Annotated in this window: 12 protein-coding genes; 6 read left to right on the forward strand and 6 right to left on the reverse strand. The window is 69.5% G+C overall.

Annotation, left to right across the window (positions count from 1 at the left end; genetic code table 11):
* Positions 1 to 11: 11 nt before the first annotated feature.
* Complete coding sequence (locus tag AM586_RS01160; protein ID WP_047825006.1) at positions 12 to 842, reverse strand: universal stress protein; 831 nt, start codon at positions 840 to 842, stop codon at positions 12 to 14.
* A gap of 143 nt (positions 843 to 985) precedes the next feature.
* Between AM586_RS01160 and AM586_RS01165 the strand changes: the two genes are divergently transcribed.
* Positions 986 to 3673 carry a bifunctional acetate--CoA ligase family protein/GNAT family N-acetyltransferase gene (locus AM586_RS01165; RefSeq protein WP_047825007.1) on the forward strand — a complete coding sequence of 896 codons (2688 nt, stop codon included), beginning with the start codon at positions 986 to 988 and terminating at the stop codon, positions 3671 to 3673.
* A 19-nt stretch (positions 3674 to 3692) separates the two neighbouring features.
* Here the strand turns inward: AM586_RS01165 and AM586_RS01170 are convergent, their stop codons facing one another.
* Positions 3693 to 4538 (reverse strand): universal stress protein, encoded by an 846-nt coding sequence (locus AM586_RS01170; protein WP_047825008.1) that lies wholly within the window; start codon positions 4536 to 4538, stop codon positions 3693 to 3695.
* 161 nt (positions 4539 to 4699) lie between these two features.
* Between AM586_RS01170 and AM586_RS01175 the strand changes: the two genes are divergently transcribed.
* From AM586_RS01175 to AM586_RS01185, 3 genes are all read left to right on the forward strand, one after another.
* A complete protein-coding gene (locus AM586_RS01175; protein ID WP_047825009.1) occupies positions 4700 to 5734 on the forward strand; it encodes a zinc-dependent alcohol dehydrogenase family protein in 1035 nt (344 codons plus the stop codon).
* 134 nt (positions 5735 to 5868) lie between these two features.
* Positions 5869 to 6336 (forward strand): universal stress protein, encoded by a 468-nt coding sequence (locus tag AM586_RS01180; RefSeq protein WP_162600512.1) that lies wholly within the window; start codon positions 5869 to 5871, stop codon positions 6334 to 6336.
* A complete protein-coding gene (locus AM586_RS01185; protein WP_060566876.1) occupies positions 6320 to 7441 on the forward strand; it encodes an HAF repeat-containing protein in 1122 nt (373 codons plus the stop codon). Before AM586_RS01180 ends, AM586_RS01185 begins: the two co-directional genes overlap by 17 nt.
* Here AM586_RS01185 and AM586_RS01190 read toward each other — a convergent pair.
* Both AM586_RS01190 and AM586_RS01195 read right to left on the reverse strand, forming a co-directional pair.
* The gene (locus AM586_RS01190) at positions 7419 to 8414 is read right to left on the reverse strand and encodes a 2-hydroxyacid dehydrogenase (RefSeq protein WP_060566877.1); all 996 of its coding nucleotides are present in this window, start codon (positions 8412 to 8414) and stop codon (positions 7419 to 7421) included. The genes AM586_RS01185 and AM586_RS01190 overlap by 23 nt on opposite strands.
* Positions 8411 to 9337 (reverse strand): alpha/beta fold hydrolase, encoded by a 927-nt coding sequence (locus tag AM586_RS01195; protein WP_047825351.1) that lies wholly within the window; start codon positions 9335 to 9337, stop codon positions 8411 to 8413. The genes AM586_RS01190 and AM586_RS01195 overlap by 4 nt, the downstream gene beginning before the upstream one ends.
* A 106-nt stretch (positions 9338 to 9443) precedes the next feature.
* Between AM586_RS01195 and AM586_RS01200 the strand changes: the two genes are divergently transcribed.
* Positions 9444 to 10370, forward strand: a complete 927-nt coding sequence (locus tag AM586_RS01200; protein ID WP_047825352.1) for a bile acid:sodium symporter family protein — start codon at positions 9444 to 9446, stop codon at positions 10368 to 10370.
* A 22-nt stretch (positions 10371 to 10392) separates the two neighbouring features.
* Positions 10393 to 11043 (forward strand): TetR family transcriptional regulator, encoded by a 651-nt coding sequence (locus AM586_RS01205; protein WP_047825012.1) that lies wholly within the window; start codon positions 10393 to 10395, stop codon positions 11041 to 11043.
* Here the strand turns inward: AM586_RS01205 and AM586_RS01210 are convergent, their stop codons facing one another.
* Positions 11044 to 12330 (reverse strand): carbohydrate porin, encoded by a 1287-nt coding sequence (locus tag AM586_RS01210; RefSeq protein ID WP_047825013.1) that lies wholly within the window; start codon positions 12328 to 12330, stop codon positions 11044 to 11046.
* A 17-nt stretch (positions 12331 to 12347) separates the two neighbouring features.
* On the reverse strand, positions 12348 to 14780 hold the full coding sequence (locus AM586_RS01215; protein WP_047825014.1) for a membrane-bound PQQ-dependent dehydrogenase, glucose/quinate/shikimate family: 2433 nt from the start codon (positions 14778 to 14780) through the stop codon (positions 12348 to 12350).
* Between the last annotated feature and the right edge of the window lie 336 nt (positions 14781 to 15116).

Consider the following 15116-nt stretch of genomic DNA (forward strand, 5'->3'; position numbering starts at 1 on the left):
GAACCCTCCTTTCAATGCGCGAACAGGACCGGCAGCGTCATTTCCCGCAGGACGGTCGCCGTCACCCCGCCCAGCAGCAGTTCGCGGAAGCGCGCGTGGCCGTAGCCGCCCATGACGAGCAGGCCGCAGTCCGCGCCGGCGGCGGCCGACAGCAGCGCCTTGCCGATATCGCCGCCGAGGGGGGACGAGATCGGCTGCGCCGCGACGCCTTGCCGCCGCAGCCAGGCCGCCAGGCCGTCGCAGGCCTGCGCGCCGGTCGACGGGTCGTCGCCGTCGTCGCCCAGGCCGATGACCGTGGCCCGGCGCGCCGCACGCAGCAGCGGCAGGGCGCCCGCGGCGGCGCGGCAGGCCTCGACGCTGCCGTCCCACGCCACCATCGCATTCCCGTCCATGGCACGGCCGTCGTGGGCGGCGGGCAGCACCAGCACCGGGCGGCCGCTGGTCAGCATCAGGTATTCCGGCAGGTCGTCCGGCATCGGCGGCTCGACGGCGCCGGCCTTGCTGACCACCACCAGGTCGCAGTAGCGCGCCTGCAGGGCCATGCCGGCGTCGGCATCGTCGTCGACCAGCCTTGCCTCGGCGGAATCGACGCCTTCCTCCGCGGCGAGCCGCTCGAAGCGCGCCAGCGCAAGCGCGGCGTCGCGGCGCAGTCCGGCGCAGCGCTCGGCGAAGGCGGGGCCGGCGGCCGCCAGGGTCGCCGGAGGGATGAAGCGGGAGACGCCGGTCGGGGCGCTGCCGATCAGGTGGGCGGCGCCGGCGCGCGCCAGGCGTGCGGCCAGCCGGATGCGGCCCTCGGCGCCGGCGCCCAGGTCCGCATGGACGAGGATGGTCTTGTAGCTCATGGTGCCCCTCGATGGTGGACGCGCCGTGGCGTGATTGCCACCTTAGCGCCAACGGCCCGAACTGGCAATCGTGCCTTGAACCGGGCCGCGACAAGTGATGTAAGCTTGGGTACGCTGCGCAGTATCCATCGGGAGACGGAAGCATGAGCACACGGAACCTGGATCGCTTCTTCATGCCGAAGTCGGTGGCCGTGATCGGCGCTTCCGCGCGGCCCGGCAGCGTCGGCGCGACCGTGCTGGCCAACCTCGCCGGCGCCGGCTTCCAGGGGACGATCTGGCCGGTCAATCCGAAATACCGCGTGCTCGCCGGCACGGCCGTCCATGCCGACGTCGCCGACCTGCCGCAGGCGCCGGACCTGGCCGTCATCTGTACGCCGGCGCCGACGGTGCCGGGAATCATCACCGTGCTCGGCGCGCGCGGCTGCAAGGCCGCGGTGGTGCTGAGCGCCGGCCTGGACGCCCCGGCCGCCGGCGGGCGCAGCCTGCGCCAGATGATGCTGGACGCGGCGCGCCCGCACCTGCTGCGCATCCTCGGGCCGAACTGCGTCGGCCTGCTGGTGCCCGGCGTGGGCCTGAATGCGAGCTTCGCGCCGGTGGCCGCCCTGCCGGGCCGGCTTGCTTTCGTGGCGCAGTCGGGGGCGCTGGTCACCGCCGTGCTGGACTGGGCGCGCGCACGCCGGATCGGCTTTTCCTGCTTCATATCGCTGGGCGACGCCAGCGACGTCGATTTCGGCGACCTGCTCGACTGGCTGGCCGGCGACAGCGGCACCGACGCCATCCTGCTGTATGCGGAGAGCGTGCGCGAGGCGCGCAAGTTCATGTCGGCGGGGCGCAGCGCGGCGCGCGCCAAGCCGACCGTGATCGTGAAGGCGGGGCGGACGGCCGAGGCCGCGCATGCCGCCTTCAGCCACACCGGCGCCCTGGCCGGCGCCGACCTGGTGGTGGACGCCGCCCTGCGCCGCGCCGGCATGTTGCGGGTGAGCACCACGAGTGACCTGTTCGACGCGGTCGCGATCCTGTCGCAGCCGCGCAGGCCGCGCGGCCCGCGGCTGGCGATCCTGACCAATGGCGGCGGCCCCGGCGTGATGGCGACCGACGCCCTGGTCGGCGCGGGCGGCAGGCTGGCGGCGCTGGAGCCCGCCACGCTGGCGCGCCTGGCGGCGGTGCTGCCTCCCACCTGGTCGCACGGAAATCCGGTCGATGTCGTCGGCGACGCCCCCGGCGAGCGCTACCGGGCGGCCCTGCAGGCGCTGCTCGAGGACGGCGAAACGGACGCGGTGTTGCTGATCCACGCCCCGACCGCGATCGTGCCGGCGGCCGACATCGCACGCTTGCTGCTGCCCTTGCTGCACGGCGCGGCCCGGCCGGTATTGTGCTGCTGGCTCGGCGGCGCCAGCGTGGCCCAGGCGCGCAGCCTGTGCATGGATGCCGGCGTGCCGGTGTTCGACACCCCGGAAGAGGCGGTGCGCGGTTTCCTCGAACTGGTGGACTACCAGCGCAACCAGCAGCTGCTGATGCAGGCGCCCCCGGCCTGCGTGACGGCGCCGCCGGACCGCGCGGCGGCGCGCGCGCGGGTCGACAGCCTGCTGGCGGCAGGGGTGCTGGCGGTGGGCGAGGCCGACGCCAAGGCCATCCTGGCGGCCTACGGGATACCGGTGGTGGCGACCGAGGCGGTCGGCGACGCCGATGCGGCGCTGGATGCCGCGCGCCGCATCGGCTACCCGGTGGCGCTGAAGATCCTGTCGCCGGATATCGTGCACAAGACCGACGTCGGCGGCGTGGTGCTCGATCTCGCCGACGATGCCGGGCTCGCGCGCGCTGCCCGGGCGATGCTCGAGCGCGTGCGCGGCGCCCTTCCGCAGGCCCGCATCGCCGGCTTCACGGTGCAGGCGATGGCGCGGCGCGCGCGCGCCCACGAGCTGATCGTCGGGATCGGCAGCGATCCGGTGTTCGGCCCGGTGGTGCTGTTCGGGCAGGGCGGGGTGGCGGTCGAGGTCACCGCCGACCAGGCCGTGGCGCTGCCGCCGCTGAACCGGGTGCTGGCGGCGGACCTGGTCGGCAGGACCCGCGCGGCGCGCCTGCTGGCGGGTTTTCGCGATTATCCGCGCGCCGACATGGATGCCCTGTACGAGGTGCTGGTGCGGGTCGGGCAGCTGGCGGCCGAGCTGCCCGAGCTGGCGGAGCTCGACATCAACCCGCTGCTGGCGGATGCCGGCGGGGTGGTGGCGCTGGACGCCCGCATGCGCCTGGCGCCGGCGCCGCCGGGGCAGGATCCGCTGGCCCGCCTGGTCATCCTGCCGTATCCGCAGGAACTCGAACGGCATGTCGACAGCGGCATCGGCCCGCTGCTGCTGCGCCCGATCCGCCCGGAGGATGCGCCGGCGCACGTCGCCTTCTTCCACGCCCTCAGGCCGGAAGACGTGCATTTCCGCATGTTCGGCATGATGCGCGAGCTGTCGGCGGCCCAGCTCGCGCGCTTCACCCAGATCGACTATGCGCGCGAAATGGCCATCATCGCCACCCGCAAGGGCGCGGCGGGCGCCGACGAGACGCTGGGTGTGGTGCGCCTGATGGCCGATCCGGACAATATCGCCGGCGAATTCGCGATCGTGGTGCGCCCGGACCTGCAGCGCAAGGGGCTGGGCCGGCTGCTGATGGACTGCATCCTCGATGTGGGGCGGGCGCGCGGCCTGGGCATCGTGCGCGGCGTGGCGCTGGCCGGGAACGAGGGCATGCACGCGCTGGCCCGGGCCTGCGGTTTCCGCCTGAGCGCGGCCGCGGACGGCACGGTGGAGATGGTCCTGCCCCTGCAGCCCGGCGCGGCGCGCTGACGGCGAACGGGCCGGCATCTCAGTGCGCGATCAGCAGCGGCACCTGCGCCTGGGTCAGCAACTCGCGCGTCACCCCGCCCAGCACCCATTCGCGGTAGCGGGTATGGCCATACGCGCCGATCACCATCAGCCCGGCGCCGCAGTCCCTGGCCAGTCCCATCAGGGCCTTGCCTTCGGAAGCACGGGTACGCTCGACCACCACCTCGACCTGGATGCCGTGGCGCGCCAGGTAGAGCGCCATGTCGGCGCCGGGCTGCTCGCCGTGCAGTGCGGACAGCGTGTCCGGGTTGATCAGGACCAGCTTGACGTTTTCGGCGCGGCGCAACAGGGGCAGGGCGGCGCTCAGCGCGCGCAGCGCCTGCAGGCTGCCGTCCCAGCCGGCGACGGCGGTGCCGGGGATCGGCTGGCCCTGGTAGCCGGGAGGAACCACCAGCACCGGCCTGGCGCCGTGCAGGGCCAGGTGTTCCGGCAGGCGGCGCTCGTGCGAGGGCAGGCCGGGGGAGGAGGATGCCTCGGCGTCCTGGCTCAGGACCACCAGGTCGGCGTAGCGCGACTGCAGCAGCAGGCCGTAATCGGTGGCCTCCTCGATGAGGCGCTCTTCCACGGATTCCACGCCGAGGCGGCGCGCCTGCTCGGTGAACAGGCGCAGGCGGGCGGATGCGGCATCGCGCACCGCATCGAAGTCTTCCAGCGGGACCGGGGCCGCCATCGATCCGGACAGCAGGGCGAACTCGATCCACGAGACGCCGGTCGCGGCGCTGCCGACGAGATGCGCGCCATGCTCGTTCGCCAGCAGGGCGGCGGCGCGCAGGCGGCTTTCCTGCCCGGGGCCATCATCGACGTGCATGAGAATAGTCTTGATCATGTCATTCCCCAGTAAAGTGTAGGCAAGATCCACTGTAAGCCCGCGCTATTCCATGTGTCTGCCCCGATTTTGATTTGCATCAAAAACACATGAACTTCCTGCGCACTTCCTGCCTTATGATTCCTGCATACGCGTGCAGCTGCACTGTCGAGGAGGCCACCATGCGGGGACTTGTGTATCACGGGCCGGGCCGCCGCAGCCTGGAAGAGCGGTCGCTGCCGGCGATCGACCATCCCGGCGACGCCATCGTGCGCCTGACCCGCACCACGATCTGCGGGACCGACCTGCACATCCTGAAGGGCGACGTGCCGACCTGCCAGCCCGGCACCACGCTCGGGCACGAAGGCGTGGGTGTCATCCAGGCCGTGGGCGGCTCCGTCACCGCCTTCAGGCCGGGCGAGCGCGTCCTGATCTCCTGCATCACGTCCTGCGGACGCTGCGATTACTGCCGCAGGGCCATGTATTCGCATTGCCTGGATGGCGGCTGGATACTCGGCAACCGCATCAATGGCACCCAGGCGGACTATGTGCGGATCCCGCACGCCGACTTCAGCCTGCACCATGTTCCGGACGGCGCCGACGAGGACGCGCTCACCATGCTCAGCGATATCCTGCCGACGGGCTTCGAATGCGGCGTCCTGAACGGGAAGGTCGCGCCCGGCTGCAGCGTCGCCATCGTCGGTTCCGGACCGATCGGCCTGGCCGCCCTGATGACGGCGCAGTTCTATGCGCCGGCGCTGCTGATCGTGATCGACCCGGACCGCCGCCGCCTGGAGGTCGCCCAGCGCTTCGGTGCGACCCACGTGCTGGCGCCCGACGCCGGCACGGTTGGGCGCGTGATGGCCCTGACCGGGGGGCGCGGCGCGGATACCGTCATCGAAGCGGTCGGCGTGCCGGCCAGCTTCGAATTGTGCGAGGAACTGGTGGCGCCGGGCGGCACCATCGCGAATATCGGCGTGCACGGCACCAAGGCCGACCTGCACCTGGAACGCCTGTGGTCGCACAACATCACGATCACCACGCGGCTGGTGGACACGGTGACCACGCCCCAGCTGCTGAGGGCGGTGGCGTCGCACCGGCTGGCGCCGGCCTCGCTGGTGACGCACCGCTTCCGGCTGGACCAGATGGAGGAAGCCTACGATACCTTCGGCCGCGCGGCGCAAACCGGGGCCATGAAGGTGATCATCGAGGTATAGCGGCACGGCTGTCGTGGCGATGTAAGGGAATTCGATCGTTTTCCTCGGGCTTCGCGGGTGGCGATCGAGTGCCGGATTCGAAGTCCCGGATCCGGTCGGCGCTGGAGGGGATCCTCATGATCATCGAAAAGATCTTGGTAGCAACGGACGGTTCGGACGTCGCGGTCCGCGCCGCGCAGATGGCGGTAGTTCTGGCGCACACCGGGGCCAGGCGGATGGTGGCGGTGTCGGTCGCACAGCCCCAGTTTTCCCTGGCGCCGGAGGCCTCGTCCATCCACGGCCTGGAGCCTGCCGCGGACCGCGCCCTGAAGGCGGCGCGTGCCCATGTCGAGACGGTCGCGCGCATCGCCAAGAGCGGCGGCGTGTCGTGCGAGGTGCTGGTGAAGCTGGCCTCGTCGCCGGGGCCGGAGATCGTGCAGACGGCGGAGGACTACGAGTGCGACCTGATCGTCATGGGCTCGCATGGTCCGTCCGCCGTGGAGCGCGGCTACGCCGGCAGCGTTGCCCAGTATGTGCTGGCGCGCTCGGCGATTCCGGTGCTGGTGCTGCGCGACCCGAGGGAGACGACGCAGCCGGAGTTCAGGGATGAACCGCTGTCCTGAGCGGTCGTGGCGGCGCGGCGCGAGCGCCCGCCTGGGCGCCGCGTTCGCGATCCTGTCCCTGGCCGCGGCGGCGGCGGGCGCCGCGCCGTCCTACCTGTCGGTGACCCCGGTGGCCGGGAAATACGCGGCCGCGGTCGACCTGAACGACGGTGGCCGTTACGCCGTGAACAATTTCGGTCCGGACATTCCGATCGAGCCGGCCTATATTTCCGGCCAGCCGCTGAACGAGAACGTCGACAGCCTGGGCGGGAACATCACCCGGATCCGCAGCATCAACAACAAGGGGCAGGCCGTCGGCGAATCGAGCACGGCGGACGGTTCCCTGCATCCCTTCTTCCATGCGTCCGGCCGCACCCAGGACCTGTCTGCCAGGTACGGGATCGGCAGCGTGAACGCGCTCAACGACCGCGGCGACATCACCGGCCAGACCACCGACCTGCGCGCGATGGTGATCCGCGACGGGCGCGTCGATGTCGTCGGCCCCGCCGGCAGCGTGGCGGGGGCCATCAACCAGGCCGGCGACATGCTGGTCGAGTACTACCCGCCCGGACGGGGCATCGTCACCTGCGTCTACAGCCACGGACGGTGCACCGACCTGCCGGCCTTCGGCACGCAATCCGTCGCCAGCGCGATCAACGACGCCGGCTGGGTCAGCGGAACCGCCACGGCCGGCGACGGCCGCCGGCACGGCTGGCTCTACGACGGCAGGACGATCGCCGACCTGACGCCGGCGGCCGCGAACGGGGCGGCCTACGACGTCAACGACCTGGGCCAGGTGGTCGGAACCATGGACCAGCGCGCCTTCCTCTACGCCGACGGCAGGCTGATCGACCTGAACACGTTCGTCGACCCGCAGGCCGACCTGCTGCTGACGTCGGCCTACGCCATCAATAACGACGAGCAGATCCTGGCCAGGACCTGCGACCGGGCGGGCGTATTCTGCTATGGGACCGTGCTCCTGAGCGGCATTCCGGCAGTGCCCGAGCCCCCGGCCGCCGCGATGCTGGTGCTGGCGCTGGGCTTGCTGGCCGCGCGCCGGGCGCGGCGCTGGCGGGTCCGGCCTCTACGGCCCGCCTGCCGCTTCAGGCCGGGGGGACCCGGTTGACGAGTTCTTCGCCGCGTTCGAACGCCGTGATGCTTTCGATCGTGGTCTGCATGATCTGTCCGATCGCCTCGACGGTAAAGAAAGCCTGGTGGCCGGTGACGATCACGTTGGGAAAGGACACCAGGCGCTGGATGATATCGTCGCGGATGATCGTCGAGGACAGGTCCTGGAAAAACAGATTCGCTTCCTGTTCATAGACATCGATCGCCAGTCCCCCCAGTTGCCCGGTCTTCAGCGCCTGGATGGCCGATTCCGTGTCCACCAGGCCGCCCCGGCTGGTGTTGATGAGAATGCTGCCGTGCTTGGCGCGCGCCAGCGTCTCCGCATTCACGATGCGCCTGGTCTGGTCGGTGAGCGGGCAGTGCAGGGAAACCACATCGCTGGACGACAGCAGCTCGTCCAGCGACACATAGCGAGCGCCCGCCGCTTCGAAAGCCGGATTCCGGTAGGGATCGTAGCCGACCACATGGCAGCCGAAGCCGCCCATGATCCGTGCGAAGATCACCCCGATCTTGCCGGTGCCGACCACGCCGACCGTCTTCCCGTGGAGGTCCACGCCCATCAGGCCATCCAGGTCGAAATTGCCGTCGCGCGTGCGGACGCTGGCGCGCGCGATTTTCCGGTTCACGGCGAGCAGCAGGCCGACCGCGAACTCCGCCACGGAATACGGCGAATAATCGGTGACGCGCACGACAGCGATCCCGTGCTGCCCGGCAGCGGCGACATCGATGTGGTTATAGCCGGTCGAACGGGTGGCGATCAGGCGGGTTCCCTGTCGCGCCAGGATCGCCAGCACTTCGGCATCGACGACATCGTTGACGAAGACGCAGACGGCCTCGCATCCTTCGGCAAGCGGGGCGTTCTCGGCGGTCAGCCGGTCGTCGAAAAAACGCAATTCGTGCCGGGCCGAGGCATTCGCCCGCGCCAGCATCGTCCTGTCATAGCGCCGCGCGCTGAACACTGCTGTTTTCATATTTCCTCCCGGTCAGACGATGAAGGTGCCGAGCTCAGGAAGGGCAGCGCATGCGCGAGCAGGGCTTCCGGCGCCTCCTCGGGAATGTAGTGGCCGCAGGGCAGCGCCGTTCCCGCCACCTGGTCCGCCACGGCCTGCCACTCCTGCAACGGTTTGAAGCAGCGCTGCACGACCCCGTCGCCGCCCCACAGCACGAGCAGCGGCATGCCGAGGCGCCGTCCGGCCGCGCGGTCGGCGCGGTCGTGTTCCAGGTCGATGCCGCTCGAGGCGCGATAGTCTTCGCAGATGCCGTGCGCGGCGCCGGGAAGCGCGATGCAGCGCTGGTATTCGGCCAGCGCCCGCGGATCGAAAGGCGCGAGCCCGGCGCTGCGGCGGCCCATGACGTCGGTGATGTAGGCGCGTGGATCGGCGGCGATCAGGCGTTCCGGGAGCGGCGCCGGCTGGATCAGGAAGAACCAGTGCCAGTAGGCGCGCGCGAACGCTTCGCCGGTCTGCTCGTACATCGCCAGCGTGGGCGCGATGTCGAGCAGGACCATGGCCTCGACGGCGTCCGGATGGTCGATGGCGAGCCGGTGCGCGACCCTGGCGCCGCGGTCGTGCGCCAGGACCTTGAAGCGCCCGAAGCCGAGCGCATGCATGACCGCGAGGATGTCGGCGGCCATGGTCCGCTTGCTGTAATTGCCGTGGTCGGCGGCGCCCGGCGGCTTGGACGAGTCGCCGTAGCCGCGCAGGTCGCAGGCGACCAGCGTGAAGCGTTCGGCCAGTGCCGGCGCCACCTTGTGCCAGATGGCGTGGGTCTGCGGATGGCCATGCAGCAGGACCAGGGGCGGGCCGCTGCCGCCGATCAGGGCATGGATGGCGACACCCGGCGCGACGTCGATGCTGCGTGCGCTGAAGCCGGGAAACAGGGAGGTTTGTGTCATGGCGCGCTCGGTCAAGATGGTCGACATCCGATTCTACTGCAGACCGCCGGGCCGATTCGATACAATGCCGGATGAATTCGCCACGTATCCAGGAAAGAGCCAGCGCGTGAACGCAATAGAAAAAGCCAGTGCAGTCGTCGCAAGAACCTTCCCGTTCTGGGTCCTCCTGTTTGCCTGCTTCGGCTTTTTCGCGCCGCAGCTCTTTACCGGCTATAAATCCTGGATCACGCCGCTGCTCGGCATCGTCATGTTCGGCATGGGGCTGACGCTGTCCGCGGCGGATTTCCGGGAAGTGTTCCGCCGGCCGCGGGACGTCGCCATCGGCGTGGTCGGGCACTACCTGATCATGCCGGGCATCGCCTATGTGCTGGCGATCGCGCTGCGCCTTCCACCCGACATCGCGGTCGGCGTGATCCTGGTCGGCTGCTGCCCGAGCGGCACCGCCTCCAACGTCATGACCTTCCTGGCCAAGGGCGACGTCGCGCTCGGGGTCTCGATCGCGGCGGTATCGACGCTGGTGGCGCCGCTGGCCACGCCGGCGCTGGTCTCGCTGCTGGCCGGCGAATGGATGGACATTAATACGCAGTCCCTGTTCATGGACATCGTGCAGGTCGTGATCCTGCCCATTGTGCTGGGGGTGGTCGCCAAGACCCTGTTCCGCAGGCAGGCGGCGGCCAGCGTGAAGGCCTTGCCGCTGGTGTCCACGATCGCGATCGTGCTGATCATCGCGATCATCGTCGGCCTGAACCGGCCGAAACTGTTCACCAATGGCCTGCTGATCCTGGTGGCGGTCATCCTGCACAACCTGCTCGGCTTCGCGCTCGGCTATCTGTTCGCCAGGCTGTTCGGCATGGACCTCGCCAAGCGCAAGGCGGTGATGCTGGAGACGGGCATGCAGAATTCCGGGCTCGGCGCCGCGCTGGCGGCCGCGCATTTCAACCCGCTGGCCGCGGTGCCGAGCGCCGTGTTCAGCGTGTGGCACAACCTGTCCGGCTCCGCGCTGGCGGCCTGGTTCGCGCGCAAGGCGGATTAGCGCCATCGTTTAGAATGGCCGGATGACGAAACCAAGCAGATCGAAGGCCGCCTCCAAGGCCGAGGAAGACGGCACCCGCGACCGGATCCTGAATGTCGCCCTCCAGGAATTCTCCAGGCACGGGCTGAGCGGCGCCCGCATCGACGCGATCGCCGCCGAAAGCGGGCTGAACAAGGGGATGATCTACTACTACTTCGGCAGCAAGGAAGACCTGTACGTGGCCGCGCTGGAAGAGAGCTACCGCCGCTTCCGGCAGATCGAGGGCGAGTTCCATGTCGACGAGAGCCTGGCGCCGGAGCCCGCCTTGCGCAAGCTGGTCGGCGCCACCTTCGACTTCCATGCCGCGCATCCCGAGTTCATCCGGATGGTGATGGGCGAGAACATCAACCACGGCGAGTACATCCGCAAGATCCCGGAACTGCGGGCGATCAACCGTTCCGCCATCACGGTGCTGGAGCGCCTGTGCCAGCGCGGTATCGCCGAAGGGGTATTCCGCGCCGACGTCGATCCGGTCGACCTGCACATGTCGATCAGCGCGCTGTCCTTCTATAACGTCTCGAACCGCCATACCTTCAGCTTCATCTTCGACCGCGACCTCGGCGCGCCCGAGGTGCACGCGGCGCGGCGCGAGTCCGTGGTCGACACGATCCTGCGCTCCGTGCGCGCGTCCTGATCAGAAGCTGATTTTCAGCTGGCTGCCGAGCGCCAGCGCATTGCGGGTAGAGCGGTAAGCAAATGCGCCGGGCTCGACGATGTACTGGAGATCGGCCCGCACACCCAGCCAGCGCCGCGGCTGCCATCCGTAGCTCAGTTCGACCACGGATTCGCCGGCGGGGAGCGATGCATAGCCGCCGTCATCGGCGTTAACCACGGCGGCGCTCTCGCGCAAGCGTGGATTCACCTGCGCATGCACGAGGCCCAGCGCGAGCGTATCCGCATCCCGCCCCGCGAAGGTGCCGGTCTTGACCAGGCCGGCCGCATACCAGCGCGTGATCTGGGCCGACGCGCGCGGGTTCGCCGTGAACTGGCCGAACACGGAAAGGCCGCGGCCGCCCGGGCCCTGGCGCCATACCATCTGGTCCGCCAGCACATACATGCCATACCGTCCGCTCACCGTGCCAGGCTCGCCCTGCCGCTTCACCTTGGCCGTATCGTAGAAGGCGCCAAGCTTGTAATGTCCAGGCAGCGCCGCGGCGTGCGGCGCGCTGCCGGGCGCATATTCCAGCTCCAGTGGCAGCAACACGCCGGCGGTGCCGGCGGCGAAGGGCCGGAAGGCGTTCTCCCTGTCGCCGAGGCGCGGATTGTCCTGGTAGAGGCCGGTGCGGACCAGCAGTTCGGGCCGCAGCTGGTAGCGGACGGCGGCGCCCCAGCGCGCATTCGGGTAGTTGTACCAGCCGCTGTTACCCGAGAGGGACAGCGGGTGTGCGCAGAAGACCGCATTCACCAGTTGGCATCCGAGGATCATGCCGCCAAGGTCGTTGCCCATGGCGAAAAAGCCGAGCCGCAGATTGAGGCGGCCGCCAGCCAGGTTCTGTTCGATGCTGGCCTCGGACAGGCGGGTGTAGGGGCCGCCGTAGACTTCCTGGACCGGCAGCCGGTTGCCGATGTAGTCGGCCGAAACGCCCGCCCCGCGCCGGTCGTTGACCGTCAGGTGCAGCGTGGCGCCCGACCAGCCGGCAAGCCGGTCCATGTCGAAGTCCGCGCCCAGGCGCAGCTGCTGGGCATAGGTGCTGCCGCGTTGGCGTCCGCCGCTGACGTTGGCAAAAGTCTCGGAGACGTAATCGCCGCGGAAGTTCACGCCGGCGTCGAGATATCGGGTCCGCGCGCCGCCCCAGTCGCCGGTCAATGTGGCGTCGTCCGCCCGTGCGGGCGTTGGCGCCAGCGTTGCCATCGCGAGCAGGGCGGCGCAGCCGGCGGGGCGCCAGATCGGCGGACGCCGGGATTCATTCTTCAGTTGCATTCTTGGCCTCAAGATAATCATGGATTCAGCGCATACGCGATGACGTAGTCGCCGCGGTCCGGCGACTGGCGTGCGCCGCCGGCCGAGATCAGCACGTACTGCTTGCCGGTCTTCGGCGACACATAGCTCATCGGGCCGCCCTGGCTGCCCACCGGCAGGCGCGCTTTCCAGACTTCCTTGCCGGTCGCGCTGTCGAAGGCGCGCAGGTAGTAGTCCTGGGTGCCGGCGATGAACACCAGGCCGCCCTGGGTCGCCAGGGTGCCGCCGAGGGTCGGCATCCCGACCGGCATCGGCATGCGCATCTTGACGCCCATCGGGCCGGTATCCTGCACGGTGCCGACCGGGACCTGCCACAGCAGCTTGCGGGTCTTCAGGTCCACCGCCGACAGGGTGCCGAACGGCGGCTTCTGGCAGGGGATGCCGAGCGCCGACATGAAGCGGTTCTTGTTGACGGCGTACGGGGTGCCCTTCAGCGGCACCGCGCCCATGCCGGTATTGACCGCTTCGCCGCCGTTGCCGGCGGGGCCATTGTCGGTCTTCTGCGGGATCATCTGCACCCACAGGCCGAGCCGCATGTCGTTGACGAAGATGACGTGATGGTTCGGGTCGATCGACAGCCCGCCCCAGTTCATGCCGCCGAGCGAGCCCGGGAAGCTGAGCGAGACGTCGGTGCCGGGCGCCGTGAACAGGCCTTCGTAGCGCATCGACTTGAAGCTGATGCGGCACATCAGCTGGTCGAAGGGCGTGGCGCCCCACATGTCGGATTCCTTCAGCGGTCCGGTGCCGATCTGCGGCATGCCGCTTGAAACGGGCTGGGTGGCCGAGTACTGCTCCTGCATGATGCCGGCGGTCTTCACCGGGCGTTCCTCGACGCGCGTCAGCGGCTTGCCGCTCACGCGGTCGAGGACGAACAGCTGGCCGGCCTTGGTGCCGAACACCAGGGCCGGCGTGGTCGAGCCGTCCGCCTTCGGGAAGTCGATCAGGCTCGGCTGCATCGGCACGTCGAAGTCCCACAGGTCGTTGTGGACCGTCTGGTAGACCCATTTCTCCTTGCCGGTGCTGGCATCGAGCGCCAGGATCGAGGTCGCGTAGCGATGGTCCAGCGGGGTACGGTTGCCGCCCCACAGGTCGACCGAGGAGCTGCCCATCGGGACGAACACCGTGTTCATGGCGGCGTCGTAGGACATGCCGGCCCATGAATTCGGCGTGCTGCGGGCCCAGGTCTGGCCCGGCGCGAGGCGGGCGTTCGGATCGTCGTGGCCGGGGTCGAAGGCCCAGCGCATCGCGCCGGTGATGACGTCGAAGCCGCGCAGGACGCCGCCCGGCATGTCGGTCTGGACGTTGTCGGCCACGCGGCCGCCCACCACCACGGTCGTGCCGGCGACGGTCGGCGCGGACGTCAGCTGGTAGGTCGGATCGGCCGCCGCGCCGAGGCCGGCCTTCAGGTCGACGAAGCCGCCCATGCCGAAGCCTTCGCACATGGCGCCGGTGTCGGCGTCGATCGCGACCAGGCGGGCGTCGATGGTATTCATCAGGAGGCGGCGCCGGCAGTTCGCGCCGGCGGGCAGCGCTGCCGGCGGCACCGGCGAGGCGCCGGCCAGGGTCGGCTGGGCGAGCGGCTGCGTCGCATCGAAATACGCCAGGCCGCGGCAGCGGTTCCACACCTGCGCCTGGGCGTTGATGTCGCGCTCCCAGATCTTCCTGCCGCTGTCGGCGTCGACCGCGATCACATTGTTATGCGGCGTGCAGAGGTAGATGCGGTCGCCGATCTGCAGCGGGGTTTGCTGGTCTTCCGCGCCGTTGCCGGTGGGGCTGACCGGGATGTCGCCGGTATGGAAGGTCCAGGCGACCTGCAGGTTCTTCACGTTGTCGCGCGTGATCTGGTCGAGCGCGACGAAGCGGCTCGCGCCCGGCGTGTTGCCGTAGCTGCTCCAGTCCTTTTGCTGCTGGCCGGCGGCGACCGGCAGCAGCGGCGTCGGCGTCCCCTGGAAGGCGACGGTCGGATGCGGCTGGAACATCGCTGCGAAGGCGCCGGCCATGCCCAGCGCCAGCAGGGCGGCAAGGCCGTAAGCGCCTTTCGATCCCGCCAGTCCGGAATCGACCCTGCGCAGCGCGGGCCAGGCCAGCAGGGCCAGCACCATCAGGCCGGTCGGCAGCATCAGGCGCGACACCAGCGGCCAGAAATCGAGGCCGGCGTCGAGCGGCGCCCAGGCCAGGGTGCCGACGAAGGCGGCGCCGTACACGAGGACGGCGGACCATTTCAGCCGTATGAACTGCACGGCGGCTGCGACCATGACGAGGCCGGCGATCAGGAAGTACCAGCTGCCGTGCAGGGTGGCGAGCCTGGCGCCGCCGACGGCAAAGAACAGGCCGGTGGCGAGCAGGACGAGCCCGAGCAGGACACAGCCGGCCCGCAGCGCCGCTGACGGAGGGGTTTCACTTTTAGTCATTACAAATTCTCCAGGAACTAAGCATGCGATGAAGCGTCGTTCGGGCAGCCTCGCGAGGGCCTGCGGCGATGCTTATCGTCCTGGCATCGCAGGGTTCTTAACTAACTAGTTGGTTAAGAACCCTGCGAACTTTGTCGTCCCTTGCTCCAAATGCAAGCCTGGTGAACATTACCGGGTAGTGGAGGATCGGTCCGCAATCATTGCGGACCTGGTCAGTGGAGGGGCGGGGAGGCGCGGGCGATACGAGTCGTCGATAAGACCATTCAAGCGGGGTTTCCCCGATTGCAGGATTCTATCACGCCCGATCGGCCCTTGCCGGGAGCCGCCGCACGGCGG

The organism is Massilia sp. WG5 (genome assembly GCF_001412595.2).
Lineage (GTDB): Bacteria > Pseudomonadota > Gammaproteobacteria > Burkholderiales > Burkholderiaceae_D > Telluria.

Bases quoted from the DNA above. Each gene is read 5' to 3' on its own strand.
- AM586_RS01205 (WP_047825012.1), top strand. From the start codon at position 10,393: ATGACGAAACCAAGCAGATCGAAGGCCGCCTCCAAGGCCGAGGAAGAC.
- AM586_RS01165 (WP_047825007.1), top strand. From the start codon at position 986: ATGAGCACACGGAACCTGGATCGCTTCTTCATGCCGAAGTCGGTGGCC.
- AM586_RS01215 (WP_047825014.1), bottom strand. From the start codon at position 14,780: ATGACTAAAAGTGAAACCCCTCCGTCAGCGGCGCTGCGGGCCGGCTGT.
- AM586_RS01195 (WP_047825351.1), bottom strand. From the start codon at position 9,337: ATGACACAAACCTCCCTGTTTCCCGGCTTCAGCGCACGCAGCATCGAC.
- AM586_RS01190 (WP_060566877.1), bottom strand. From the start codon at position 8,414: ATGAAAACAGCAGTGTTCAGCGCGCGGCGCTATGACAGGACGATGCTG.
- AM586_RS01160 (WP_047825006.1), bottom strand. From the start codon at position 842: ATGAGCTACAAGACCATCCTCGTCCATGCGGACCTGGGCGCCGGCGCC.
- AM586_RS01210 (WP_047825013.1), bottom strand. From the start codon at position 12,330: ATGCAACTGAAGAATGAATCCCGGCGTCCGCCGATCTGGCGCCCCGCC.
- AM586_RS01175 (WP_047825009.1), top strand. From the start codon at position 4,700: ATGCGGGGACTTGTGTATCACGGGCCGGGCCGCCGCAGCCTGGAAGAG.
- AM586_RS01170 (WP_047825008.1), bottom strand. From the start codon at position 4,538: ATGATCAAGACTATTCTCATGCACGTCGATGATGGCCCCGGGCAGGAA.
- AM586_RS01185 (WP_060566876.1), top strand. From the start codon at position 6,320: ATGAACCGCTGTCCTGAGCGGTCGTGGCGGCGCGGCGCGAGCGCCCGC.